Origin of the sequence: Pseudomonas sp. KBN10P06128 (genome assembly GCF_037574945.1) — a bacterium.
In the GTDB taxonomy this organism is placed as follows: Bacteria; Pseudomonadota; Gammaproteobacteria; order Pseudomonadales; family Pseudomonadaceae; genus Pseudomonas; species Pseudomonas aeruginosa.
This window is the reverse complement of sequence record NZ_JBBELR010000001.1, coordinates 786,242-811,650: the sequence shown is the minus strand read 5'-3', so window position 1 is coordinate 811,650 and position 25,409 is coordinate 786,242. Positions and strand designations below refer to the sequence as shown.

The following is a 25,409-nucleotide window of genomic DNA, read 5'->3' as shown; positions in this document are numbered from 1 at the left end:
GGATGCACCTATTTTCTAGCCCTTACTTGGAGTAGAGCTCGACAATCAGGTTTTCGTTGATATCAGCGGACAGGTCGCTGCGAGCCGGAGCACTCTTGAAGGTACCAGCCTTCTTGTCGAGGTCGACTTCGACCCACTCGACGCGACCGCGCTGGCCACAGAGTTCCAGAGCCTGAGCGATACGCAGCTGGTTCTTCGATTTTTCGCGAACAGCTACGACGTCACCGGCCTTCACTTGGTAGGAAGGGATGTTGACGGTCTGACCGTTGACGGTGATGGCCTTGTGGGATACCAGCTGGCGGGATTCCGAACGAGTGGAACCGAAGCCCATGCGGTATACGACGTTGTCCAGGCGGCACTCGAGCAGTTGCAGCAGGTTCTCACCGGTAGAACCCTTGCGACGGGAAGCTTCCTGGTAGTAACCGCGGAACTGACGCTCCAGCACGCCGTAGATGCGACGTACTTTCTGCTTTTCACGCAGCTGCAGACCGTAGTCGGACAGACGGCCACGACGCTGGCCATGCTGGCCAGGAACGTTTTCAGCCTTGCACTTCGAGTCGAGGGCGCGGGCGCCGCTCTTCAGGAACAGGTCGGTGCCTTCACGGCGAGACAGTTTGCACTTGGGACCAATGTAACGAGCCATTTCTCACTGTCTCCTATTACACGCGACGCTTTTTCGGCGGACGGCAGCCGTTATGCGGGATCGGGGTTACGTCGGTGATGCTGGCGATCTTGTAGCCGCAAGCATTCAGAGCGCGAACGGCGGACTCGCGGCCCGGGCCCGGGCCCTTGACGTTGACGTCCAGGTTCTTCAGACCGTATTCCAGGGCAGCCTGGCCGGCACGCTCGGCCGCTACCTGGGCAGCGAACGGGGTGCTCTTACGCGAGCCGCGGAAACCGGAACCACCGGAGGTCGCCCAGGACAGTGCGTTGCCCTGACGGTCGGTGATGGTCACGATGGTGTTGTTGAAAGACGCGTGGATGTGGGCGATCCCATCGACCACTGTCTTTTTGACTTTCTTACGGGGACGAGCAGCAGGTTTTGCCATGACTAGATTCCTACGCGATTACTTGCGGATCGGCTTACGCGGGCCCTTGCGGGTACGCGCGTTGGTCTTGGTACGCTGACCGCGAACCGGCAGACCGCGACGATGACGCAGACCGCGGTAGCAACCGAGGTCCATCAGACGCTTGATGTTCATGTTGATTTCGCGACGCAGGTCACCTTCGGTGGTGATCTTCGCGACTTCGTTACGCAGCTGATCGATCTGCTCGTCGCTCAGGTCCTTGATCTTGGCAGCCGGGTTTACGCCGGTGGCTGCGCAGATGCTCTGAGCAGTAGTGCGACCAACACCATAGATGTAGGTCAGCGAGATAACAGTGTGCTTGTTATCCGGAATGTTGACGCCTGCAATACGGGCCATTCAGAAAAACTCCAATTGACAGCTACCCTGCGCCCAGGAAGCCAAGAAAGGGCGCGGATATTAGCGCTGTAATAGCAAATAATCAACCCGGCAGCACACTAGCTGCCGGGTTATCACGCGTGGATCACAATCAGCCTTGGCGCTGCTTGTGACGCGGTTCCGCGCTGCAGATCACCCGCACGATGCCATCGCGACGGATGATTTTGCAGTTACGGCACAGCTTCTTGACCGATGCACGAACTTTCATCACCAACTCCTCGAACCTTACGGGTCTATCAGCGCAGCATGCCGCTGCCGTAGCCCTTCAGGTTGGCTTTCTTCATCAGGGATTCATACTGGTGAGAAACGAGGTGAGATTGCACCTGGGCCATAAAGTCCATGACAACCACGACCACGATCAACAGCGAGGTCCCGCCAAGATAGAACGGCACGTGCGCCGCAACCACCAGGAACTGGGGCAGCAGGCAGACAGCCGTCATGTACAGAGCACCGAACATGGTCAAACGGGTCAGCACGCCATCGATGTAGCGAGCGGACTGTTCGCCCGGACGGATGCCCGGAATAAATGCACCGGACTTCTTGAGGTTCTCCGCCACGTCCTTCGGGTTGAACATCAGCGCTGTATAGAAGAAGCAGAAGAAAACGATCCCTGCAGTGAACAGCAAGATGTTCAGCGGCTGCCCCGGAGCGATCGCTTGCGCGACGTCCTGCAACCAACCCAAGCCTTCCGACTGACCGAACCAGGAGCCCAGGGACGCCGGGAACAGCAGGATACTGCTGGCGAAAATCGCGGGAATCACACCCGCCATGTTCACCTTCAACGGCAGATGGCTGGTCTGCGCTGCAAACACCTTGCGGCCTTGCTGGCGCTTGGCGTAATGCACCGCGATGCGACGCTGGCCACGCTCGATGAACACCACGAACGCGATGATCGCCACGGCCAGCAGGCCGACGCCGATCAGGGCGAAGATGTTGATGTCACCTTGACGGGCAGACTCGAAAGACTGACCGATGGCGCGCGGCAGGCCTGCAACGATACCAGCGAAGATCAACATCGAGATGCCGTTGCCGACACCGCGTTCGGTGATCTGCTCGCCCAGCCACATCATGAACATGGCACCAGCCACGAAGGTGGTGACAGCCACGAAGTAGAAGCCGAAGTCGTTGGAGAAGGCTACGCCCTGGCTGCCCAGGCCAACGGACATGCCGATGGCCTGGACCAGTGCCAGGACTACAGTACCGTAGCGGGTGTACTGGCTGATCTTGCGACGCCCAGACTCACCCTCTTTCTTCAACTGCTCCAGCTGCGGGCTGATAGCGGTCATGAGCTGCATGATGATCGATGCCGAGATGTACGGCATGATCCCCAGTGCAAAGATACTCATGCGCTCCAGCGCGCCGCCGGAAAACATGTTGAAGAGGCTAAGAATGGTCCCCTCGTTCTGCCGGAACAGTGCCGCCAAGCGATCGGGGTTGATGCCCGGAACTGGGATGTGCGCGCCGATCCGATAGACGATGATCGCCAGGAACAGGAAACGCAGACGTGCCCAGAGCTCGGACAGACCGCCGTTGCTTAGCGCAGAGAGAGCACCTTGCTTAGCCATTTAGTCCTCGAATTTACCGCCAGCTGCTTCGATAGCCGCACGCGCACCCTTGGTGGCGGCGATACCTTTCAGGGTGACCGCACGACCAACTTCGCCGGACAGCATGACTTTGACGCGCTGTACGTGCTGGTTGATCAGGTTGGCATCCTTCAGGGTCTGCAGGCTGACGACGTCGCCTTCGACCTTGGCCAGTTCGGAGGTGCGCACTTCAGCACGATCCATGGCCTTCAGGGAAACGAAGCCGAACTTCGGCAGGCGACGGTGCAGAGGCTGTTGACCACCCTCGAAGCCCGGAGCGACCTTGCCACCGGAGCGGGAGGTCAGACCTTTGTGACCACGGCCACCGGTCTTGCCCAGACCGCTACCGATGCCACGGCCCGGACGGTGCTTTTCGCGACGGGCACCCGGCGCGGAACGCAGATCGTTCAGTTGCATGGATTAACCCTCCACACGCAGCAGGTAGTAGGCCTTGTTGATCATGCCGCGGTTCTCAGGAGTGTCCTGAACTTCGACGGTATGATTGATGCGACGCAGGCCGAGACCCTTGACGCAAGCCTTGTGGTTGGCCAGACGGCCGTTCAGGCTCTTGACCAGAGTGACTTTGACAGTTGCCATGGTTAGAGAATCTCCTCGACGCTCTTGCCACGCTTGGCCGCTACTGCTTCCGGAGCCTGCATGTTCTTCAGGCCCTTGAAGGTGGCGTAAACCACGTTCACCGGATTGGTGGAGCCATAGCACTTGGCCAGGACGTTCTGCACACCAGCCACTTCCAGAACGGCACGCATGGCGCCGCCGGCGATGATGCCGGTACCTTCCGAAGCCGGCTGCATGTACACCTTGGAGGCGCCATGGGCGGACTTGGTCGGATACTGCAGGGTGGTGCCGTTCAGATCGACTTGGATCATGTTGCGGCGAGCGGCTTCCATTGCTTTCTGGATGGCGGCCGGCACTTCACGCGCCTTGCCACGACCGAAACCAACGCGACCCTTGCCATCACCCACCACGGTCAGTGCGGTGAAAGCGAAGATACGGCCACCTTTTACGGTTTTGGCGACGCGGTTAACCTGAACCAGCTTCTCGATGTAGCCTTCGTCGCGCTTTTGCTCGTTGTTTGCCATAACTTAGAACTCCAGTCCGCCTTCACGAGCGGCATCAGCCAGCGCTTTCACACGGCCGTGGTACTTGAAGCCAGAACGATCGAACGCCACCTGGGTGACGCCGGCCGCTTTGGCGCGCTCGGCGACCAGTTGACCAACTTTCTTGGCTGCATCGATGTTGCCAGTGGCACCTTCGCGCAGGTCTTTGTCCAGGGTCGAGGCGCTGGCCAGGACCTTGCCGCCGTCGGCCGCAATGACCTGGGCGTAAATGTGCTGGGAAGAGCGGTACACGCAGAGGCGTACGGTTTCCAGCTCGCGCATCTTCAGGCGTGCCTTGCGAGCGCGACGCAGACGGGTTTCTTTCTTGACGCTCATTTGCTATGCCCTACTTCTTCTTGGCTTCTTTACGACGGACGACTTCGTCGGCGTAACGCACGCCCTTGCCTTTGTAAGGCTCCGGCGGACGGAAGTCGCGAATTTCGGCAGCAACCTGACCGACCAGCTGCTTGTCGATACCCTTGATCAGGATATCGGTCTGGCTGGGGGTCTCAGCGACGATGCCGGCCGGCAGTTCGTAATCAACCGGATGGGAGAAGCCGAGGGACAGGGACAGCACTTGGCCCTTGGCCTGCGCTTTGTAACCAACGCCGACCAGCTGGAGCTTGCGCTCGAAGCCCTGGCTGACGCCGACTACCATGTTGTTCACCAGAGCACGGGTGGTACCAGCCATGGCGCGAGTCTGCTGGTCGCCGTTACGCGCAGCAAAACGCAGCTCACCGCTGTCCTGGATCACTTCGACCGAAGGATGGACCTTGAGCTCCAGAGCACCTTTGGCGCCCTTGATGGACAGTTGCTGACCAGCCAGTTTGATTTCAACGCCGGCAGGCAGCTTGACGGGGTTCTTAGCAACGCGAGACATGCTGATTCCCCTTAGAACACAGTGCAGAGCACTTCGCCGCCAACACCAGCAGCACGGGCAGCACGATCGGTCATCACACCTTTGTTGGTGGAGACGATCGACACACCGAGGCCGCCACGAACTTTCGGCAGTTGCTCAACGGATTTGTACTGACGCAGGCCAGGACGGCTGATGCGCTTGACCTCTTCGATGACAGGCTTGCCTTCGAAGTACTTCAGTTCGATGGACAGCTGGGGTTTTACTTCCGAGCTGATCTGGAAATCCGCAATATAGCCTTCGTCCTTCAGGACTTTGGCTACCGCCGCTTTCAGTTTCGAGGACGGCATGCTTACGACGGTCTTTTCAGCCATCTGGGCATTACGGATGCGAGTTAGCATGTCTGCTAACGGGTCCTGCATACTCATGGGCTTAACGCTCCTGATACAAAAGAATAAGCCTTCAACTTCAATTCGCCCATAAACGCCAGGCGAAACAAACCCAGGCTCAGGGGAGCCGGGTATTCTAGAGATCACGCCAAAACGAATCAAGCCCCATGAGGGGCTTGATTCGATGTCGCGATCAACGGTGCCGACTGGCGACCGTTCGCTGCGATTACCAGCTGGCTTTCACCAGACCCGGTACGTCGCCGCGCATGGCGGCTTCGCGCAGCTTGTTACGGCTCAGGCCGAACTTGCGGTAGAAGCCGTGCGGACGACCGGTCAGGCGGCAACGGTTACGCAGGCGGCTGGCGCTGGCGTCACGCGGTTGCTTCTGCAGGGCGACCTGGGCATTCCAACGCTCTTCCGCAGAGGAGTTCGGATTAGCGATGATCGCTTTCAGCTCGGCACGCTTCTTGGCGTACTTGGCTACCGTCAGCTGACGCTTCAGCTCGCGGTTCTTCATGCTCTCTTTAGCCATGTTCCTACTCCAATCAGTTACGGAACGGGAATTTGAAAGCACGCAGCAGGGCGCGACCTTCGTCATCCGTACGAGCGGTGGTGGTCAGGGTGATGTCCAGGCCACGCAGCGCATCGATCTTGTCGTAATCGATTTCCGGGAAGATGATCTGCTCTTTCACGCCCATGCTGTAGTTGCCGCGACCATCGAAGGACTTGGCATTCAGGCCGCGGAAGTCACGCACGCGCGGCAGGGAGATGGACAGCAGACGATCCAGGAACTCGTACATCCGGTCGCTACGCAGGGTGACCTTGACGCCGATCGGCCAGCCTTCACGGATCTTGAAGCCTGCGATGGACTTACGAGCGTAAGTCACGACCGGCTTCTGACCAGTGATCTTTTCCAGATCGGCTACGGCGTTCTCGATGATCTTCTTGTCACCGACCGCCTCGCCAAGACCCATGTTCAGGGTGATTTTGGTAACGCGCGGAACTTCCATCACGTTCGCCAGCTGAAGCTCTTCTTTCAGCTTGGGCGCGATTTCCTTCCGATAAATTTCTTTCAATCGTGCCATGGTGATCTACCTAGCAGCCTCAAGCCTGAACCGGTTTCTGGGTCGACTTGAAGACACGAATTTTCTTACCGTCTTCTACCTTGAAGCCAACGCGGTCAGCCTTGCTGGTTTCAGTATTGAAGATGGCGACGTTGGAGACGTGCAGAGGCGCCTCCTTCTCGACGATACCGCCCTGTTGGCCGAGCATCGGATTGGGCTTGGTGTGGCGCTTGATCAGGTTCACCCCGCCGACGACCAGACGGTCGTCAGCGAGAACCTTCAGCACCTTGCCACGCTTGCCCTTGTCCTTGCCGGCAATGACGATTACTTCGTCGTCACGACGAATCTTTTGCATGACGGCTACTCCTTACAGCACTTCGGGGGCGAGCGAGACGATCTTCATGAACTTCTCGGTACGGAGTTCACGAGTCACTGGCCCAAAGATACGGGTGCCGATCGGCTCCTGCTTGTTGTTCAGCAGGACGGCGGCGTTGCCGTCGAAGCGGATGATGGAACCGTCGGTACGACGTACGCCGTGCTTGGTGCGAACGACCACGGCAGTCATGACCTGGCCCTTCTTCACTTTGCCGCGCGGAATCGCTTCCTTGACGGTGACCTTGATGATGTCGCCGATGCCGGCGTAACGGCGGTGGGAACCGCCGAGCACCTTGATGCACATCACACGACGCGCGCCGCTGTTGTCAGCGACATCGAGCATGGATTGAGTCTGAATCATATAATTTCTCCGACCCCTAGTCCTTAGACTTCCACCGCGCGTTCAACGATATCAACCAGGGTCCAGGCCTTGGTCTTGGCCAGCGGACGGGTTTCGCGAATGGTGACCAGGTCACCAATGCGGCACTGATTGGATTCGTCGTGTGCGTGCAGTTTGGTCGAACGCTTGACGTATTTGCCGTAGATCGGGTGCTTGACGCGACGCTCGATCAGTACGGTGACGGTCTTGTCCATTTTGTCGCTGACGACGCGGCCGGTCAGCGTACGGACGGTTTTCTGAGCTTCAGCCATGATCACTTACCTGCTTGCTGATTGAGCACAGTTTTAACGCGAGCGATGTCGCGCTTAACCTGCGAGAGCAGGTGAGACTGCCCCAACTGGCCAGTTGCTTTCTGCATGCGCAGATTGAACTGGTCGCGCAGCAGGCCGAGCAGTTGCTCGTTCAGCTGCTCAACGGATTTTTCACGAAGTTCATTCGCTTTCATCACATCACCGTCCGCTTAACAAAGGAGGTGGCGAGGGGCAGCTTTGCAGCAGCCAGGGCGAAAGCCTCACGCGCCAGCTCTTCGGAAACACCCTCGATCTCGTACAGGACCTTGCCCGGCTGGATCTGGGCTACCCAGTACTCGACCCCACCCTTACCTTTACCCATACGAACTTCGAGGGGCTTCTTGGTGACAGGCTTGTCAGGGAATACGCGGATCCAGATCTTGCCGCCACGCTTCACGTGACGGGTCAGCGCACGACGCGCGGACTCGATCTGACGAGCAGTAAGGCGGCCACGGCTAGTGGCCTTCAGTGCGTACTCACCGAAGCTGACCTTACTACCACGATGAGCCAGACCACGGTTGTGGCCGGTCATTTGTTTGCGGAACTTCGTACGCTTGGGTTGCAGCATTTGCGTACTCCTTACCTAGCAGCTTTTTTACGAGGAGCGGGTGCTACCGGCTTCAGCTCTTCCTGGCGGCCACCGATGACCTCGCCCTTGAAGATCCAAACCTTGACACCGATCACACCGTAAGTGGTGTGCGCTTCGTAGGTGGCATAGTCGATATCGGCGCGCAGGGTGTGCAGGGGCACACGACCTTCGCGATACCATTCGGTACGGGCGATTTCAGCCCCACCCAGACGACCGCTGACCTGAATCTTGATGCCCTTGGCACCAATGCGCATGGCGTTCTGTACGGCGCGCTTCATGGCGCGACGGAACATTACGCGACGCTCCAGCTGCTGGGCTACGCTCTGCGCAACCAGCATGGCATCGAGTTCCGGCTTGCGGATTTCCTCGATGTTGATGTGCACGGGCACACCCATTTGCTTGGTCAGGTCCTGGCGCAGTTTCTCAACATCTTCACCTTTCTTGCCGATCACGATGCCGGGACGAGCGGTGTGGATGGTGATGCGTGCGGTTTGAGCCGGACGATGAATATCGATACGGCTTACGGACGCGCTTTTTAGTTTGTCTTGGAGGTACTCACGCACCTTCAGGTCGGCAAACAGGTAATCCGCATAGTTCTTGCGGTCTGCGTACCAAACGGAGGTGTGCTCCTTGACGATACCCAGGCGAATGCCATTGGGATGTACTTTCTGACCCATCTGTCGACTCCGTTACTTGTCCGCAACCTTGACCGTGATATGGCAAGACCGCTTCACGATGCGATCAGCACGGCCTTTGGCACGCGGCATGATGCGCTTGAGCGAACGACCTTCGTTGACGAAGACGGTGGAGACCTTCAGGTCATCCACATCGGCGCCTTCGTTGTGCTCAGCGTTGGCAACGGCCGACTCCAGCACTTTCTTCATGATCTCGGCGGCTTTCTTACTGCTGAAAGCCAGGAGGTTGAGCGCTTCGCCCACCTTCTTCCCGCGGATCTGGTCGGCGACCAAGCGGGCTTTCTGGGCGGAGATACGAGCGCCCGACAGCTTAGCGGCTACTTCCATCTTCCTTACCCCTTAACGCTTGGCTTTCTTGTCCGCAGCATGCCCGCGGTAGGTGCGGGTAGCGGCGAACTCGCCCAGTTTGTGGCCGACCATGTCCTCGTTGACGAGAACCGGTACGTGTTGACGGCCGTTGTGCACGGCGATGGTCAGACCAACCATATGCGGCAGAATCATCGAACGACGCGACCAGGTCTTGATCGGCTTGCGGTCGTTCTTTTCCACCGCGACTTCGACCTTCTTCAACAGGTGAAGATCGATAAACGGACCTTTTTTCAGTGAACGTGGCACTGTGGTATCCCTCTATTTACTTGCGGCGGCGGACGATCATGTTATCGGTACGCTTGTTCGAGCGAGTCTTCTTACCCTTGGTCTGAAGACCCCACGGCGATACCGGATGACGACCAGCAGAGGTACGGCCTTCACCACCACCATGCGGGTGGTCGACCGGGTTCATCGCCACGCCGCGAACGGTCGGGCGAACACCACGCCAGCGCGTAGCACCGGCTTTACCCAGCGAACGCAGGCTGTGCTCGGAGTTCGAGACTTCGCCCAGGGTCGCACGGCACTCAGCCAGGACTTTACGCATTTCACCGGAGCGCAGACGCAGGGTTACGTACGCACCTTCACGCGCGACCAGCTGGGCGGAAGCGCCAGCGGAGCGAGCGATCTGAGCGCCTTTACCCGGCTTCAGCTCGATACCATGAACAGTGCTACCCACCGGGATGTTGCGCAGAGGCATGCTGTTGCCTGCCTTGATCGGCGCACCGATACCGGAGATCAGCTGGTCACCTGCAGCAACGCCCTTGGGGGCGATGATGTAGCGACGCTCGCCGTCTGCATACTTCAGCAGAGCGATGTGTGCAGTGCGGTTCGGATCGTATTCGACGCGCTCAACGATGGCAGGGATGCCATCCTTGTTGCGACGGAAGTCGACCAGACGGTAGTGCTGCTTGTGACCACCACCGATATGACGGGTGGTGATACGACCGTTGTTGTTACGGCCGCCAGACTTGGATTTCTTTTCCAGCAGCGGTGCGTAGGGAGCGCCTTTGTGCAGCTCCTGATTCACCACCTTGACGACAAAGCGACGACCAGCGGAAGTCGGTTTGCACTTAACGATTGCCATGATGCACCCCTTTACTCAGCGCTGGTGGCGAAATCGAGATCTTGGCCCGGCTGGAGAGCGATGTACGCTTTTTTCCAGTCGTTACGCTTGCCCAGACCGCGAGCGGTGCGCTTGGTCTTACCCTTGACGTTCAGGGTAGTGACGCGCTGTACCTTCACGCTGAACAGGCTTTCTACGGCCTTCTTGATTTCCAGCTTGGTTGCATCGGTGGCAACCTTGAAAACGAATTGGCTCTTGCCGTCCGCGAGACCCGTGGCTTTCTCGGAGATGTGCGGACCAAGCAGCACTTTGAATACGCGTTCCTGGTTCATCCCAGCAGCTCCTCGAACTTCTTCACGGCGGACACGGTGACCAGCACCTTGTCGTAGGCGATCAGGCTGACGGGGTCGGAACCTTGGACATCACGTACATCGACGTGCGCCAGGTTGCGCGCAGCGAGGTACAGGTTCTCGTCGACACCATCGGTCACGATCAGCACGTCTTTCAGACCCAGGGTGTCCAGCTTGGCAACCAGGCCCTTGGTTTTCGGTGCATCGACAGCGAAGTCGGCAACGACGACCAGACGGTCCAGACGAACGAGCTCGGCAAGGATGGAGCGCAGTGCTGCGCGGTACATCTTCTTGTTCAGCTTCTGTTCGTGGCTACGCGGTTTAGCGGCGAAAGTGGTGCCGCCCCCACGCCAGATGGGGCTACGGATGGTGCCAGCGCGAGCACGACCGGTGCCCTTCTGACGCCACGGCTTCTTGCCACCACCAGAGACTTCGGAGCGAGTCTTCTGCGCCTTGCTGCCCTGACGGCCGCCAGCCATGTAGGCCACGACTGCCTGGTGCACCAGGGTCTCGTTGAATTCGCCACCAAAGGTACGCTCGGAGACTTCGATAGCCTGAGCGCCGTTCACATTCAATTGCATCTCAGCTTCCCCCTTAACCGCGAGCCTTGGCTGCCGGACGCACGATCACATCACCGCCGGTAGCGCCGGGAACGGCACCCTTGACCAGCAGCAGATTGCGTTCAGCATCGACGCGCACGATCTCCAGGGATTGAACGGTTACCCGCTCCGCACCCAGATGACCGGACATTTTCTTGCCCTTGAACACTCGACCAGGAGTCTGGCACTGGCCGATGGAACCCGGGACGCGGTGGGAAACGGAGTTACCGTGGGTGTTATCCTGACCACGGAAGTTCCAGCGCTTGATGGTGCCCGCGAAGCCCTTACCCTTGGACTCGCCGGTAACGTCTACCATCTGGCCTGCCTGGAACAGATCGACAGTGATCTGGTCACCAGCGGCATACTGCTCTTCGCCCAGACGGAATTCCCACACGCCGCGACCGGCGGCGACATTCGCCTTGGCAAAGTGACCAGCTTGCGCTTTGGTAACGCGAGAAGCACGACGCTCGCCGGCGGTGACTTGCACTGCACGGTAGCCATCGGTTTCTTCAGTCTTGAACTGGGTGACGCGATTCGGCTCGACCTCGATGACCGTAACCGGAATAGAGACACCTTCCTCGGTGAAAATGCGGGTCATGCCGCATTTACGACCGACAACACCAATTGTCATGTTGTAAACCTCTTGAGTGTACGGGGCTTTCACCCGCTATGGCCGCCCATTTCAGAGCGTTACACGACCAATGCCGAAGGCATTAGCCGAGGCTGATCTGTACTTCAACGCCTGCAGCAAGATCGAGCTTCATCAGCGCATCGACGGTTTTATCCGTCGGCTGGACGATGTCCAGTACACGCTTATGTGTACGAATTTCGTACTGATCACGCGCATCTTTGTTGACGTGCGGAGAGATCAGCACGGTGAAACGTTCCTTGCGGGTCGGCAGAGGGATTGGACCACGCACCTGAGCACCAGTACGTTTCGCGGTTTCCACGATTTCCTGGGTTGATTGATCGATCAGGCGATGGTCAAAAGCCTTCAACCGAATCCGGATTTGTTGGTTTTGCATTTGACCTCAGACTCCAATTTACCATTCCCAACGGACGGACTACGCCCGTTAAAAGGAGGCGCAATTGTACGGATGCCCCCACAGGGTGTCAATATTTAACCAACGAACGAAAAAAGGGGCCCCGAAGGGCCCCTTTTCTGATGGCAGGATCAGCGATTACTCGATGATCTTGGCAACCACGCCGGCGCCAACGGTACGGCCGCCTTCGCGGATCGCGAAGCGCAGGCCATCTTCCATGGCGATCGGAGCGATCAGGGTGACAACCATCTTGATGTTGTCGCCCGGCATTACCATCTCTACGCCTTCCGGCAGTTCGCAGTTACCGGTCACGTCGGTGGTACGGAAGTAGAACTGCGGACGGTAGCCCTTGAAGAACGGGGTGTGACGACCACCTTCTTCCTTGGACAGCACGTACACTTCGCACTCGAACTTGGTGTGCGGCTTGATGGTGCCCGGCTTGGCCAGAACCTGGCCACGCTCTACGTCTTCACGCTTGGTGCCGCGCAGCAGGATACCAACGTTCTCACCAGCACGACCTTCGTCGAGCAGCTTGCGGAACATTTCAACGCCAGTGCAGGTGGTCTTGGTGGTCGCCTTGATGCCGACGATTTCCACTTCTTCCTGGACCTTGATGATGCCGCGCTCTACACGACCGGTTACCACGGTACCGCGGCCGGAGATCGAGAACACGTCTTCGATCGGCATCAGGAACGGCTGGTCGATGGCACGAACCGGCTCCGGAATGTAGGAGTCCAGGGTCTCTACCAGCTTCTGCACGGCGCTTACGCCGATGCCGTTGTCATCCTTGCCTTCCAGCGCCATCAGCGCGGAACCGATGATGATCGGAGTGTCGTCGCCCGGGAAGTCGTAGGTGTTCAGCAGATCGCGAACTTCCATCTCGACCAGTTCCAGCAGCTCGGCGTCGTCAACCATGTCGGCCTTGTTCAGGAACACGACGATGTAGGGAACGCCTACCTGGCGGGACAGCAGGATGTGCTCGCGGGTCTGCGGCATGGGGCCGTCGGCAGCCGAGCAAACCAGGATCGCGCCGTCCATCTGGGCAGCACCGGTGATCATGTTCTTCACGTAGTCGGCGTGACCGGGGCAGTCAACGTGAGCGTAGTGACGAACAGCGGAATCGTATTCAACGTGCGAGGTGTTGATGGTGATACCGCGGGCCTTTTCTTCCGGCGCGTTGTCGATCTGATCGAAAGCACGAGCGGAACCACCCCAGGTGTCGGAGCAGACCTTGGTCAGTGCAGCGGTCAGAGTGGTCTTGCCATGGTCAACGTGACCGATGGTGCCGACGTTGACGTGCGGTTTGTTACGTTCGAATTTTTCCTTAGCCACGACAGTAAACCTCTTACTTAAAGGGCTGAATCAACCTTGTTTTTTAACCAGCGCTTCGACGATGTTCGACGGAGCTTCGGCGTATTTGGAGAATTCCATGGAGTAGCTCGCGCGACCCTGGGACATGGAACGCACGTCGGTCGCATAACCGAACATCTCACCCAGCGGAACCTCGGCACGAATAACCTTACCGGAAACCGTGTCCTCCATCCCCTGAATCAGACCACGACGACGGTTCAGGTCGCCCATCACGTCACCCATGTAGTCCTCAGGAGTCACCACCTCTACCTTCATGATCGGCTCGAGCACCTTGCCGCCGCCCTTCTGGGCCAGCTGCTTGGTCGCCATGGAAGCAGCGATCTTGAACGCCATCTCGTTGGAGTCGACGTCATGGTAGGAACCATCGAAAACGGTAGCCTTCAGGCCGATGAGCGGATAGCCGGCAACGACGCCGTTCTTCATCTGCTCTTCGATACCCTTCTGGATCGCCGGGATGTATTCCTTCGGAACCACACCGCCCACGACTTCGTTCTCGAACACCAGGCCTTCGGTGATGTTGCCCTTCTCGTCCACGTCCGCGGCCGAGAAACGGATCCAGCAATGACCGAACTGACCGCGACCACCGGACTGGCGAACGAACTTGCCTTCGATCTCCACGTTGTCCTTGGTGATGGTCTCACGGTAGGCAACCTGCGGCTTGCCGATGTTGGCCTCGACGCCGAACTCGCGCTTCATGCGGTCGACGATGATGTCCAGGTGCAGCTCGCCCATGCCGGAGATGATGGTCTGACCGGACTCTTCGTCGGTCTTGACACGGAACGACGGGTCTTCCTGGGCCAGCTTGCCGAGGGCGATACCCATCTTCTCCTGGTCAGCCTTGGTCTTCGGCTCTACAGCGACCGAGATTACCGGCTCGGGGAAGTCCATGCGCTCGAGGATGATCGGCTTCTCGATCGAGCACAGGGTGTCACCGGTGGTGACGTCCTTCATGCCGATCAGGGCAGCGATGTCGCCTGCGCGCACTTCCTTGATCTCTTCACGCTGGTTGGCGTGCATCTGCACCATCCGACCAACGCGCTCTTTCTTGCCTTTCACCGAGTTCAGGACGGAGTCGCCGGAACTCAGGACGCCGGAGTAAACGCGGGCGAAGGTCAGGGTACCGACGAACGGGTCGGTAGCGATCTTGAACGCCAGGGACGAGAACGGTTCGTTGTCGTCGGCATGACGCTCGTCTTCGACGGTCTCGTCGTCCGGGCTGACGCCCTTGATCGCAGGAATCTCGGTCGGAGCCGGGAGGTAGTCGATGACGGCATCGAGAACCAGCGGAACGCCCTTGTTCTTGAACGAGGAACCGCAGACGGCCGGAACGATCTCGCACGCCAGGGTGCGCAGACGCAGGCCTTCCTTGATCTCGGCTTCGGAGAGCTCGCCCTCTTCGAGGTACTTGTTCATCAGCTCTTCGTTGGCTTCGGCCGCAGCCTCGACCATGCTGGAACGCCACTCTTCGGCCAGGTCCTTGAGCTCCGCAGGAATTTCTTCCTCGCGGTAGGTCATGCCCTTGTCGTCATCGTTCCAGTAGATGGCCTTCATCTTGATCAGGTCGACCTGACCGACGAAGTTCTCTTCAGCGCCGATGGCGAGCTGGACCGGAACCGGGGTATGACCCAGGCGCTTCTTGATCTGCTCGACGACGCGCAGGAAGTTCGCGCCCTGGCGGTCCATCTTGTTGACGTAGACGATGCGCGGTACGCCGTACTTGTTGGCCTGACGCCATACGGTTTCCGACTGCGGCTCTACGCCGGAGGTGCCACAGAACACCACGACAGCGCCGTCCAGTACACGCAGGGAACGCTCCACCTCGATGGTGAAGTCTACGTGGCCGGGGGTGTCGATGACGTTTACGCGATAGTTGTCGTACTGACCGCGCGAGCCCTTCCAGAAGGTGGTAACGGCAGCGGAGGTAATGGTGATACCGCGCTCCTGCTCCTGCACCATCCAGTCGGTGGTCGCAGCGCCGTCATGCACTTCGCCCAGCTTGTGGTTGACGCCGGTATAGAACAGAACCCGCTCCGTGGTGGTGGTCTTGCCCGCGTCAACGTGGGCACAGATACCGATATTACGGTAGCGGTTGATGGGTGTAGTACGGGCCACAATAAGGTCCTCGGGGGTTGGGCAGCGCGATTAGAACCGGTAGTGCGAGAAGGCCTTGTTGGCCTCTGCCATACGGTGCACGTCTTCACGCTTCTTGACTGCTGCGCCCTTGCCTTCAGCGGCATCCAGCAGCTCGCCAGCCAGGCGCAGAGCCATGGACTTCTCGCCACGCTTGCGGGCGAAGTCCACCAGCCAACGCATGGCCAGGGCATTACGACGGGACGGACGGACTTCGACCGGAACCTGGTAAGTCGCACCACCTACGCGGCGGGACTTCACTTCGACCAGCGGAGCGATGGCATCGAGAGCTTTTTCGAAGGTTTCCAGGGGATCGGCCTTGCCGCGTTCCTTCACCTTGTCCAGCGCACCGTAAACGATACGCTCGGCTACGGCTTTCTTGCCGCTTTCCATCACGTGGTTCATGAACTTGGCCAGGATCTGGCTTCCGTATTTCGGATCAGCCAGCACTTCACGCTTGGCCGCTACACGACGTCTTGGCATTGATAAGCCCTCAAACGGTCTTCAGGTTAGCCCGGGACCATAACAGTCAAGTTACGCCCGACCTTACTCTTATCGACTCAGATAAATATAAAAACGCTATTACTTCGGACGCTTGGCGCCGTACTTCGAACGACCCTGCTTACGGTCTTTGACACCCGAGGTGTCCAGCGAACCGCGCACGGTGTGGTAACGCACACCCGGAAGGTCCTTTACACGACCGCCACGGATCAGCACTACGCTGTGCTCTTGCAGGTTGTGACCTTCACCACCGATGTACGAGGAAACCTCGAAACCGTTGGTCAGACGTACACGGCATACCTTACGCAGTGCCGAGTTCGGCTTTTTCGGCGTGGTGGTGTATACGCGGGTGCATACGCCACGACGTTGCGGGCAGTTTTGCAGCGCAGGCACGTCGCTCTTGTCGACCATGCGCTTGCGCGGCTTACGCACCAGCTGGTTGATAGTTGCCATCTATAGCTCCACTGATTGTCTTACGACACACAAACGAAATGACAGAGCGTGCGCCCTGCCAATTTTCGGGGTACAAAATAGTAAAGAGGTTCTTGTACACCGTCAAGACAAAGCCCCGGCTATCGGGATAGCCGGGGCTTGTCGTTGATGCTTAGTTACCGCTCGAGTTCAGCGCTTCGGTCAGTGCGGCTTCCGCCTCGCTGGCACTCACACGCTGCGGCTTGCCGAGGTCGCGCTGACGCTTGCGCTCGCTGTGGTAAGCCAGACCGGTACCGGCCGGGATCAGGCGACCCACGACCACGTTCTCTTTCAGACCACGCAGGAAGTCGCGCTTGCCGGTGACCGCCGCCTCGGTGAGGACGCGGGTGGTCTCCTGGAACGACGCCGCGGAAATGAACGACTCGGTCGACAGGGAGGCCTTGGTGATACCCAGCAGAACCCGCTCGTACTTGGCCGGGAACTTGTCCTCGGTACCGAGCTGTTCGTTCTCTTCCAGCACCTGGGTGAGTTCCACCTGGTCGCCTTTGATGAAGCTGGAGTCGCCGGACTCACTGACTTCGACCTTGCGCAGCATCTGACGCAGGATGGTCTCGATGTGCTTGTCGTTGATCTTCACGCCCTGCAGACGGTAGACGTCCTGGATCTCGTTGACGATGTACTTCGCCAGCGAGCTCACGCCCAGCAGGCGCAGGATGTCGTGCGGGTTGCTCGGACCGTCGGAGATGACTTCGCCGCGGTTCACCTGTTCGCCTTCGAACACGTTCAGGTGACGCCACTTCGGAATCAGCTCCTCGTACGGATCGCTGCCATCGTTCGGCGTGATGACCAGGCGGCGCTTGCCCTTGGTCTCCTTGCCGAAGGAGATGGTGCCGCTGATTTCCGCCAGGATCGAAGGCTCTTTCGGACGACGAGCCTCGAACAGGTCGGCAACGCGCGGCAGACCACCGGTGATGTCACGGGTCTTCGAGGTTTCCTGCGGGATACGCGCGACAACGTCACCGATGCTCACCTTGGCGCCGTCGGTCAGGTTGACCAGGGCGTTGGCCGGCAGGAAGTACTGCGCCGGTACGTCGGTACCCGGCAGCAGCAGGTCCTTGCCCGCGGCATCGATCAGCTTCACGGCCGGACGGATGTCCTTGCCGGCAGCCGGACGGTCCTTCGGATCCATCACTTCGATGTTGGTCAGGCCGGTCAGTTCGTCGGTCTGACGCTTGACGGTGATGCCCTCTTCCATGCCCACGAAGGCCACGGTACCGTCCACCTCGGTGACGATCGGGTGGGTGTGCGGGTCCCACTTGGCGACGATGGCGCCCGGGTCGACCTTGTCACCTTCCTTGACCGAGATCACCGCACCGTACGGCAGCTTGTAGCGCTCGCGCTCGCGACCGAAGTCGTCGGCAACCGCCAGTTCGCCGGAACGGGAAACCGCGACCAGCGCGCCGTCGGCACGAACCACATGCTTCAGGTTGTGCAGGCGGATGGTGCCGCCGTTCTTCACCTGGACGTTGTCGGCCGCGGAGGTCCGGCTGGCCGCACCACCGATGTGGAAGGTACGCATGGTCAGCTGGGTGCCCGGCTCACCGATGGACTGGGCAGCGATGACACCGACCGCCTCGCCGATGTTGACGCGATGGCCACGGGCCAGGTCGCGGCCGTAGCACATGGCGCAGATGCCATGACGGGTTTCGCAGGTGATCGGGGAACGCACCACCACTTCGTCGACGCTCATCACCTCGAGGAAGTCGACCCACTTCTCGTCGATCAGGGTGCCGGCCGGCACGATGACCTCGTCGCTGCCCGGCTTGAACACGTCGCGCGCGATCACACGGCCGAGCACGCGCTCGCCGAGCGGTTCGACCACGTCGCCGCCTTCGATGTGCGGCGACATCAGCAGGCCGTGCTCGGTACCGCAATCGATCTCGGTCACTACCAGATCCTGGGCCACGTCGACCAGACGACGGGTCAGGTAACCGGAGTTCGCGGTCTTCAGCGCGGTATCCGCCAGACCCTTACGAGCACCGTGGGTGGAGATGAAGTACTGGAGTACGTTCAGGCCTTCCCGGAAGTTCGCGGTGATCGGGGTCTCGATGATCGAGCCGTCCGGCTTGGCCATCAGGCCACGCATACCTGCCAGCTGACGGATCTGGGCCGCGGAGCCCCGCGCACCCGAGTCAGCCATCATGTACATGGAGTTGAAGGACTCCTGATCGACTTCCTTGCCCTCGCGATCGACGACCTTCTCTTTCGAGAGGTTGGCCATCATCGCCTTGGACACTTCGTCGTTGGCCTTCGACCACAGGTCGATCACCTTGTTGTACTTCTCGCCCTGGGTTACCAGGCCGGAGGCGTACTGGCTCTCGATCTCCTTCACTTCGTCGGTGGCGGCGTTGATGATCCGCGCCTTCTCGTCCGGGATGACGAAGTCGTTGACGCCGATGGACACGCCGGAAATGGTCGAGTAGGCGAAACCGGTGTACATCAGCTGGTCGGCGAAGATGACGGTGTCCTTCAGACCCACCACGCGATAGCAGTGGTTGATCAGCTTGGAGATCGCCTTCTTCTTCATCGACTGGTTGACCACGTCGAACGGCAGGCCGGCCGGAACGACCTGGAACAGCAGCGCGCGGCCGACGGTGGTGTCGACGATACGGGTATTGGCGGTCAGTTGGCCGTCTTCACCCTTGATCTTTTCGTTGATGCGCACTTTCACGCGAGCGTGCAGGGACGCCTGGCCGCTGCGGTAGGCGCGGTCGACTTCCTGCAGGTCGGCGAAGGCCATGCCCTCGCCCTTCGCGTTGATCGCTTCACGGGTCATGTAGTACAGACCCATTACCACGTCCTGCGACGGAACGATGATCGGCTCGCCGTTGGCGGGCGACAGGATGTTGTTGGTGGACATCATCAGCGCGCGCGCTTCCAGCTGGGCCTCGAGGGTCAGCGGAACGTGGACGGCCATCTGGTCACCGTCGAAGTCGGCGTTGTACGCGGCGCAGACCAGCGGGTGCAGCTGGATCGCCTTGCCTTCGATGAGGACCGGCTCGAACGCCTGGATGCCCAGACGGTGCAGGGTCGGCGCACGGTTCAGGAGAACCGGATGCTCGCGGATAACTTCGGCGAGAACGTCCCAGACCTCGGGCAGCTCGCGCTCGACCATTTTCTTGGCGGCCTTGATGGTGGTGGCCATGCCACGACCTTCCAGCTTGCCGAAGATGAACGGCTTGAACAGCTCCAGGGCCATCTTCTTCGGCAGACCGCACTGGTGCAGGCGCAGGGTCGGGCCCACGGTGATCACGGAACGACCGGAGTAGTCCACGCGCTTGCCGAGCAGGTTCTGACGGAAGCGACCTTGCTTGCCCTTGATCATGTCGGCCAGCGACTTCAGCGGACGCTTGTTCGAGCCAGTGATGGCGCGACCGCGACGGCCGTTGTCGAGCAGGGCGTCGACGGCTTCCTGCAGCATGCGCTTTTCGTTGCGCACGATGATGTCCGGAGCGGCCAGGTCGAGCAGGCGCTTCAGACGGTTGTTACGGTTGATCACCCGACGATACAGGTCGTTCAGGTCGGAAGTCGCGAAGCGACCGCCATCCAGCGGAACCAGCGGACGCAGGTCCGGCGGCAGCACCGGCAGGACGGTCAGGACCATCCACTCAGGCTTGTTGCCGGAGCCCTGGAAGGCTTCCATCAGCTTCAGGCGCTTGGACAGCTTCTTGATCTTGGTTTCCGAGTTGGTCTGCGGAATCTCTTCGCGCAGGCGGCCGATCTCGTGCTCCAGATCGATGGCGTTGAGCAGTTCGTGAACGGCTTCGGCGCCCATGCGAGCATCGAAATCGTCACCGAACTCTTCGAGGGCCTCGAAGTATTGCTCGTCGTTCAGCAGCTGGCCCTTTTCCAGGGTGGTCATGCCCGGATCGATCACCACGTAGCTCTCGAAATAGAGCACGCGCTCGATATCGCGCAGGGTCATGTCCAGCAGCAGGCCGATACGGGACGGCAGCGACTTCAGGAACCAGATGTGGGCAACCGGCGAAGCCAGCTCGATGTGGCCCATGCGCTCGCGGCGCACCTTGGCCAGGGCGACTTCCACGCCGCACTTCTCGCAGATCACACCGCGGTGCTTGAGGCGCTTGTACTTGCCGCACAGGCACTCGTAGTCCTTCACCGGGCCGAAGATCTTGGCGCAGAACAGGCCGTCGCGCTCCGGCTTGAAGGTACGGTAGTTGATGGTTTCCGGCTTTTTAACTTCGCCGAAAGACCAGGAACGAATCATCTCGGGCGAAGCCAGGCCAATACGGATGGCATCGAACTCTTCGATTTGACCCTGGTTTTTCAACAGATTAAGCAAGTCTTTCAAGGCCTTTCCTCCTCACGGACCCGGTGCGACCGGCCTTGACCAGCCGCACCGTCTAGCGTCACGTGTTATTCGGTTTCCAGTTCGATGTCGATGCCGAGCGAACGGATCTCTTTGATCAGAACGTTGAAGGACTCGGGCATGCCGGCCTCCATGCGGTGATCGCCGTCCACGATGTTCTTGTACATCTTGGTCCGGCCGTTCACGTCGTCCGACTTGACCGTCAGCATTTCCTGCAGGGTGTACGCCGCGCCATAGGCTTCCAGCGCCCACACCTCCATCTCACCGAAGCGCTGACCACCGAACTGTGCCTTACCACCCAGCGGCTGCTGGGTAACCAGGCTGTACGAGCCGGTGGAACGGGCGTGCATCTTGTCGTCCACCAGGTGGTTCAGCTTGAGCATGTACATGTAGCCGACGGTGGTCGGACGCTCGAACTGGTTGCCGGTACGGCCGTCGAACAGACGCATCTGGCCGCTTTCCGGCAGGTCGGCCAGCTTCAGCATGGCCTTGATCTCGCGTTCCTTGGCGCCATCGAACACCGGGGTCGCCATCGGTACGCCACCGCGCAGGTTCTTGGCCAGCGCGAGGATCTCGTTGTCGCCCAGCTCGTCGAGGTTTTCCTCGCGACCGCCGATCTCGTTGTAGATCTCGTGCAGGAACTTACGCAGTTCGGCGACCTTGCGCTGCTCTTCGAGCATGCGGTTGATCTTCTCGCCCAGCCCCTTGGCCGCGAGGCCCAGGTGGGTTTCGAGGATCTGGCCGACGTTCATACGCGACGGTACGCCCAGCGGGTTGAGGACGATGTCGACCGGGGTGCCGTTGGCATCGTGCGGCATGTCTTCCACCGGCATGATCACCGAGACCACACCCTTGTTACCGTGACGGCCGGCCATCTTGTCGCCCGGCTGGATGCGACGCTTGATCGCCAGGTAGACCTTGACGATCTTCAGCACGCCCGGAGCCAGGTCGTCGCCCTGCTGCAGCTTGCGCTTCTTGTCCTCGAACTTGTCGTCCAGGAGCTGGCGACGATCGCTGATGTAGGCCTGGGCCTTCTCCAGCTGTTCGTTCAGGGCGTCGTCGGCCATGCGCAGCTTGAACCACTGGCCGCGCTCGAGACCGTCGAGGTAGTCGTCGGTGATCTCCGTGCCCTTCTTCAATGCCGGGCCACCTTCAGCCTTGGCACCGACCAGGGCGGCACGCAGACGCTCGAAGGTCGCGCCTTCGACGATGCGGAACTCTTCGTTCAGGTCCTTGCGGATCTGGTCGAGTTGCATCTTCTCGATGGACAGAGCGCGGGAGTCGCGCTCGACGCCGTCGCGGGTGAAGACCTGAACGTCGATGACGGTACCCTTGGTGCCGGTCGGCACACGCAGGGAGGTGTCCTTCACGTCGGACGCCTTCTCACCGAAGATCGCGCGCAGCAGCTTCTCTTCCGGAGTCAACTGGGTCTCGCCTTTCGGAGTGACCTTGCCGACGAGGATGTCGCCGGCCTGCACTTCGGCGCCAACGTAGACGATACCGGCTTCGTCCAGCTTGTTCAGCGCGGCCTCGCCCACGTTCGGGATGTCCGCGGTGATTTCCTCTGGGCCGAGCTTGGTGTCACGAGCGACGCAGGTCAGTTCCTGGATGTGGATCGTGGTGAAACGATCTTCCTGGACCACGCGCTCGGACAGGCAGATGGAGTCTTCGAAGTTGAAGCCGTTCCAGGGCATGAACGCTACGCGCATGTTCTGGCCCAGGGCCAGTTCGCCCATGTCGGTGGACGGACCGTCGGCCAGGATGTCGCCGCGCGCGACCACGTCACCCTTGCTCACCAGCGGGCGCTGGTTGATGCAGGTGTTCTGGTTGGAACGGGTGTACTTGGTCAGGTTGTAGATGTCGACACCCGCTTCGCCGGTCTCGACCTCGTCATCCGCCACGCGAACCACGACACGGCTGGCATCGACCGAGTCGATCACACCGCCACGGCGAGCCACGACGCAGACGCCGGAGTCGCGCGCCACGTTGCGCTCCATGCCGGTACCCACCAGCGGCTTGTCGGCACGCAGGGTCGGCACGGCCTGACGCTGCATGTTCGAGCCCATGAGTGCGCGGTTGGCGTCATCGTGCTCGAGGAACGGAATCAGCGAGGCAGCTACGGAAACGACCTGCTTCGGCGACACGTCCATCAGGGTCACGTCTTCCGGCGCCTTCACGGTGAATTCGTTCAGGTGACGCACGGCCACCAGTTCGTCCACCAGTTGACCCTTCTCGTTGAGGGTCGCCGAAGCCTGGGCGATGACGTGGTCGGCTTCTTCGATCGCCGACAGGAACACGATCTCGTCGGTTACCAGGCTGTCCTTGACCACGCGGTACGGGCTCTCGAGGAAGCCATACTTGTTGGTGCGGGCGTAGGTCGCCAGGGAGTTGATCAGACCGATGTTCGGACCTTCAGGGGTTTCGATCGGGCACACGCGGCCGTAGTGGGTCGGGTGTACGTCACGAACCTCGAAGCCCGCTCGCTCACGGGTCAGACCGCCCGGGCCGAGCGCGGAGACGCGGCGCTTGTGGGTGATCTCGGAAAGCGGGTTGTTCTGGTCCATGAACTGCGACAGCTGGCTCGAACCGAAGAACTCCTTGATCGCGGCAGCCACCGGCTTGGCGTTGATCAGGTCCTGCGGCATCAGGCCTTCGCTTTCGGCCATGGACAGGCGTTCCTTGACCGCGCGCTCGACACGCACCAGGCCCACGCGGAACTGGTTCTCGGCCATTTCGCCGACGCAACGGACACGACGGTTGCCCAGGTGGTCGATGTCATCGACGATGCCCTTGCCGTTACGGATGTCGACGAGGGTCTTGAGCACATCGATGATGTCTTCCTTGCTCAGGACGCCCGGACCTTCGATCTCGGTACGACCGATACGGCGGTTGAACTTCATCCGGCCCACGGCCGACAGGTCGTAACGCTCGGCGCTGAAGAACAGGTTGCCGAACAGGGTCTCGGCAGCTTCCTTGGTCGGCGGCTCGCCCGGACGCATCATCCGGTAGATCTCGACCAGGGCTTCCAGCTGGTTGCTGGTGTTGTCGATCTTCAGGGTGTCGGAGATGAACGGACCGCAGTCGATGTCGTTGGTGTACAGAGTCTCGATGCGCACGACCTGGGCCTTGGCCACCTTGGCCAGGAGGTCGAGGGTCAGCTCGGTGTTGCACTCGGCGATGATCTCGCCGGTAGCCGGATGCACGATCGCTTTGGCGATGGTACGGCCGATCAGGTAGTCGAACGGCACTTCCAGCTGGCTCACGCCAGCCTTTTCCAGCTGGTTGATGTGGCGGGCAGTGATACGACGCCCCTGCTCCACGATCACCTTGCCGCTGCCATCCTTGATGTCGATGCTCGCGACTTCACCGCGCAGACGCTGCGGGACCAGTTCCAGGTTCAGGGTCTCGCCCTTGATGTGGAAGACGTTGGTCGCGTAGAAGGCGTTGAGGATCTCTTCGGTGCTGTAGCCGAGCGCGCGCAGCAGTACCGAGGCCGGCAGCTTGCGGCGACGGTCGATACGGACGAACACGCAGTCCTTCGGATCGAACTCGAAGTCCAGCCAGGAACCGCGGTAAGGAATGATCCGCGCGGAGTACAGCAGCTTGCCGGAGCTGTGGGTCTTGCCACGGTCGTGGTCGAAGAACACGCCCGGGGAACGGTGCAGCTGGGAGACGATGACACGCTCGGTACCGTTGATGATGAAGGTACCGTTCTCGGTCATCAGGGGGATTTCCCCCATGTAGACTTCTTGTTCCTTGATGTCCTTGATCGCCTTGTTCGACGACTCGCGGTCGAAGATGATCAGGCGAACTTTCACGCGCAGCGGTACGGCGAAGGTCACGCCGCGCAGCACGCACTCCTTGACATCGAATGCCGGCTCACCCAGACGGTAGCCGACGTATTCCAGGGCAGCATTGCCGGAATAGCTGATAATCGGGAAAACGGACTTGAAGGCCGCGTGCAGACCGATATCGCGGAACTGCTCCTTGGTTGCGCCAGCCTGCAGGAATTCGCGATAGGAATCCAGCTGGATGGCCAGCAAATACGGCACATCCATGACGTCCGGCAACTTGCTAAAGTCCTTGCGGATACGTTTTTTCTCAGTGTATGAGTAAGCCATCAGCGTTCCCCAGCTTGGTCACCTGCTTGTTTGGCGTCTCCGACGGGAGCAGCCGGAAAATCTTGCAGACCCCTTGGCCTGCATTGCCCACTCGGGGCACTTTCACGTCGTGGGTGGAACGCCCGAGGCGAGTCCACCCATAACGGAAAAAGGCCGGTGGCAAAAGCCACCAGCCATCAGCCTTTCGCTTGACGCTCGGGCTGTAGACGCAAGGTCGT

The 25,409-nt window shown here is 60.0% G+C and carries 32 protein-coding genes; all 32 read right to left on the bottom strand.

Annotated elements, in window-relative coordinates:
• Positions 1–22 precede the first annotated feature (22 nt).
• Positions 23–643: a 30S ribosomal protein S4 gene (rpsD, locus tag VQ065_RS03865; protein WP_003093678.1), complete on the bottom strand. Its 621-nt coding sequence runs from the start codon at positions 641–643 to the stop codon at positions 23–25.
• Between the two features lie 16 nt (positions 644–659).
• Positions 660–1,049 carry a 30S ribosomal protein S11 gene (gene rpsK / locus VQ065_RS03860; RefSeq protein WP_003093689.1) on the bottom strand — a complete coding sequence of 130 codons (390 nt, stop codon included), beginning with the start codon at positions 1,047–1,049 and terminating at the stop codon, positions 660–662.
• 18 nt (positions 1,050–1,067) lie between these two features.
• The gene (rpsM, locus tag VQ065_RS03855) at positions 1,068–1,424 is read right to left on the bottom strand and encodes a 30S ribosomal protein S13 (RefSeq protein ID WP_003093692.1); all 357 of its coding nucleotides are present in this window, start codon (positions 1,422–1,424) and stop codon (positions 1,068–1,070) included.
• 130 nt (positions 1,425–1,554) lie between these two features.
• Positions 1,555–1,671 (bottom strand): 50S ribosomal protein L36, encoded by a 117-nt coding sequence (gene rpmJ / locus VQ065_RS03850; RefSeq protein ID WP_003093693.1) that lies wholly within the window; start codon positions 1,669–1,671, stop codon positions 1,555–1,557.
• 28 nt (positions 1,672–1,699) lie between these two features.
• Positions 1,700–3,028 carry a preprotein translocase subunit SecY gene (gene secY, locus VQ065_RS03845; RefSeq protein WP_003093694.1) on the bottom strand — a complete coding sequence of 443 codons (1,329 nt, stop codon included), beginning with the start codon at positions 3,026–3,028 and terminating at the stop codon, positions 1,700–1,702.
• Positions 3,029–3,463, bottom strand: coding sequence for a 50S ribosomal protein L15 (rplO, locus tag VQ065_RS03840; protein WP_003093695.1), 435 nt, complete (start codon positions 3,461–3,463; stop codon positions 3,029–3,031). It lies immediately after the preceding gene.
• A gap of 3 nt (positions 3,464–3,466) precedes the next feature.
• Complete coding sequence (rpmD, locus tag VQ065_RS03835) at positions 3,467–3,643, bottom strand: 50S ribosomal protein L30 (RefSeq protein ID WP_003093696.1); 177 nt, start codon at positions 3,641–3,643, stop codon at positions 3,467–3,469.
• 2 nt (positions 3,644–3,645) lie between these two features.
• The gene (gene rpsE, locus VQ065_RS03830; RefSeq protein WP_003093697.1) at positions 3,646–4,146 is read right to left on the bottom strand and encodes a 30S ribosomal protein S5; all 501 of its coding nucleotides are present in this window, start codon (positions 4,144–4,146) and stop codon (positions 3,646–3,648) included.
• Positions 4,147–4,149: 3 nt separating this feature from the next.
• A complete protein-coding gene (gene rplR, locus VQ065_RS03825) occupies positions 4,150–4,500 on the bottom strand; it encodes a 50S ribosomal protein L18 (protein ID WP_003093698.1) in 351 nt (116 codons plus the stop codon).
• A 10-nt stretch (positions 4,501–4,510) separates the two neighbouring features.
• Positions 4,511–5,044 (bottom strand): 50S ribosomal protein L6, encoded by a 534-nt coding sequence (rplF, locus tag VQ065_RS03820; protein WP_003093699.1) that lies wholly within the window; start codon positions 5,042–5,044, stop codon positions 4,511–4,513.
• Positions 5,045–5,055: 11 nt separating this feature from the next.
• Positions 5,056–5,448: a 30S ribosomal protein S8 gene (gene rpsH / locus VQ065_RS03815; RefSeq protein ID WP_003093700.1), complete on the bottom strand. Its 393-nt coding sequence runs from the start codon at positions 5,446–5,448 to the stop codon at positions 5,056–5,058.
• A 187-nt stretch (positions 5,449–5,635) separates the two neighbouring features.
• Positions 5,636–5,941, bottom strand: a complete 306-nt coding sequence (gene rpsN / locus VQ065_RS03810; protein WP_003093701.1) for a 30S ribosomal protein S14 — start codon at positions 5,939–5,941, stop codon at positions 5,636–5,638.
• 13 nt (positions 5,942–5,954) lie between these two features.
• Positions 5,955–6,494, bottom strand: coding sequence for a 50S ribosomal protein L5 (gene rplE / locus VQ065_RS03805; protein ID WP_003093703.1), 540 nt, complete (start codon positions 6,492–6,494; stop codon positions 5,955–5,957).
• Positions 6,495–6,513: 19 nt separating this feature from the next.
• Complete coding sequence (gene rplX / locus VQ065_RS03800) at positions 6,514–6,828, bottom strand: 50S ribosomal protein L24 (RefSeq protein WP_003093711.1); 315 nt, start codon at positions 6,826–6,828, stop codon at positions 6,514–6,516.
• 12 nt (positions 6,829–6,840) lie between these two features.
• Complete coding sequence (rplN, locus tag VQ065_RS03795) at positions 6,841–7,209, bottom strand: 50S ribosomal protein L14 (RefSeq protein WP_003093714.1); 369 nt, start codon at positions 7,207–7,209, stop codon at positions 6,841–6,843.
• 23 nt (positions 7,210–7,232) lie between these two features.
• Positions 7,233–7,499: a 30S ribosomal protein S17 gene (gene rpsQ / locus VQ065_RS03790; protein ID WP_003093717.1), complete on the bottom strand. Its 267-nt coding sequence runs from the start codon at positions 7,497–7,499 to the stop codon at positions 7,233–7,235.
• Positions 7,500–7,501: 2 nt separating this feature from the next.
• Positions 7,502–7,693: a 50S ribosomal protein L29 gene (gene rpmC, locus VQ065_RS03785; RefSeq protein WP_003093720.1), complete on the bottom strand. Its 192-nt coding sequence runs from the start codon at positions 7,691–7,693 to the stop codon at positions 7,502–7,504.
• Positions 7,693–8,106, bottom strand: a complete 414-nt coding sequence (gene rplP / locus VQ065_RS03780) for a 50S ribosomal protein L16 (RefSeq protein WP_003093723.1) — start codon at positions 8,104–8,106, stop codon at positions 7,693–7,695. Before rplP ends, rpmC begins: the two co-directional genes overlap by 1 nt.
• 11 nt (positions 8,107–8,117) lie before the next feature.
• Positions 8,118–8,804 carry a 30S ribosomal protein S3 gene (rpsC, locus tag VQ065_RS03775; protein ID WP_003093727.1) on the bottom strand — a complete coding sequence of 229 codons (687 nt, stop codon included), beginning with the start codon at positions 8,802–8,804 and terminating at the stop codon, positions 8,118–8,120.
• Between the two features lie 12 nt (positions 8,805–8,816).
• Positions 8,817–9,149 carry a 50S ribosomal protein L22 gene (rplV, locus tag VQ065_RS03770; protein WP_003103908.1) on the bottom strand — a complete coding sequence of 111 codons (333 nt, stop codon included), beginning with the start codon at positions 9,147–9,149 and terminating at the stop codon, positions 8,817–8,819.
• A gap of 12 nt (positions 9,150–9,161) precedes the next feature.
• Positions 9,162–9,437 carry a 30S ribosomal protein S19 gene (gene rpsS, locus VQ065_RS03765; RefSeq protein WP_003093734.1) on the bottom strand — a complete coding sequence of 92 codons (276 nt, stop codon included), beginning with the start codon at positions 9,435–9,437 and terminating at the stop codon, positions 9,162–9,164.
• 16 nt (positions 9,438–9,453) lie between these two features.
• Entirely contained in the window at positions 9,454–10,275 is an 822-nt protein-coding gene (gene rplB / locus VQ065_RS03760; RefSeq protein ID WP_003103878.1) for a 50S ribosomal protein L2, read from the bottom strand.
• A gap of 11 nt (positions 10,276–10,286) precedes the next feature.
• Positions 10,287–10,586: a 50S ribosomal protein L23 gene (gene rplW, locus VQ065_RS03755; RefSeq protein ID WP_003093736.1), complete on the bottom strand. Its 300-nt coding sequence runs from the start codon at positions 10,584–10,586 to the stop codon at positions 10,287–10,289.
• A complete protein-coding gene (gene rplD, locus VQ065_RS03750; protein ID WP_003093737.1) occupies positions 10,583–11,185 on the bottom strand; it encodes a 50S ribosomal protein L4 in 603 nt (200 codons plus the stop codon). Before rplD ends, rplW begins: the two co-directional genes overlap by 4 nt.
• 13 nt (positions 11,186–11,198) lie before the next feature.
• Complete coding sequence (rplC, locus tag VQ065_RS03745) at positions 11,199–11,834, bottom strand: 50S ribosomal protein L3 (RefSeq protein ID WP_003103877.1); 636 nt, start codon at positions 11,832–11,834, stop codon at positions 11,199–11,201.
• A gap of 82 nt (positions 11,835–11,916) precedes the next feature.
• Positions 11,917–12,228, bottom strand: coding sequence for a 30S ribosomal protein S10 (gene rpsJ, locus VQ065_RS03740; RefSeq protein ID WP_003103876.1), 312 nt, complete (start codon positions 12,226–12,228; stop codon positions 11,917–11,919).
• Positions 12,229–12,384: 156 nt separating this feature from the next.
• On the bottom strand, positions 12,385–13,578 hold the full coding sequence (tuf, locus tag VQ065_RS03735) for an elongation factor Tu (RefSeq protein ID WP_003115146.1): 1,194 nt from the start codon (positions 13,576–13,578) through the stop codon (positions 12,385–12,387).
• 30 nt (positions 13,579–13,608) lie between these two features.
• A complete protein-coding gene (fusA, locus tag VQ065_RS03730; protein ID WP_003093741.1) occupies positions 13,609–15,729 on the bottom strand; it encodes an elongation factor G in 2,121 nt (706 codons plus the stop codon).
• Positions 15,730–15,759: 30 nt separating this feature from the next.
• Entirely contained in the window at positions 15,760–16,230 is a 471-nt protein-coding gene (gene rpsG / locus VQ065_RS03725) for a 30S ribosomal protein S7 (protein WP_003093742.1), read from the bottom strand.
• A 99-nt stretch (positions 16,231–16,329) separates the two neighbouring features.
• Positions 16,330–16,701, bottom strand: a complete 372-nt coding sequence (gene rpsL / locus VQ065_RS03720; RefSeq protein WP_003093744.1) for a 30S ribosomal protein S12 — start codon at positions 16,699–16,701, stop codon at positions 16,330–16,332.
• Positions 16,702–16,852: 151 nt separating this feature from the next.
• On the bottom strand, positions 16,853–21,052 hold the full coding sequence (gene rpoC, locus VQ065_RS03715) for a DNA-directed RNA polymerase subunit beta' (protein ID WP_003093745.1): 4,200 nt from the start codon (positions 21,050–21,052) through the stop codon (positions 16,853–16,855).
• Positions 21,053–21,117: 65 nt separating this feature from the next.
• A complete protein-coding gene (rpoB, locus tag VQ065_RS03710; RefSeq protein WP_003093746.1) occupies positions 21,118–25,191 on the bottom strand; it encodes a DNA-directed RNA polymerase subunit beta in 4,074 nt (1,357 codons plus the stop codon).
• Between the last annotated feature and the right edge of the window lie 218 nt (positions 25,192–25,409).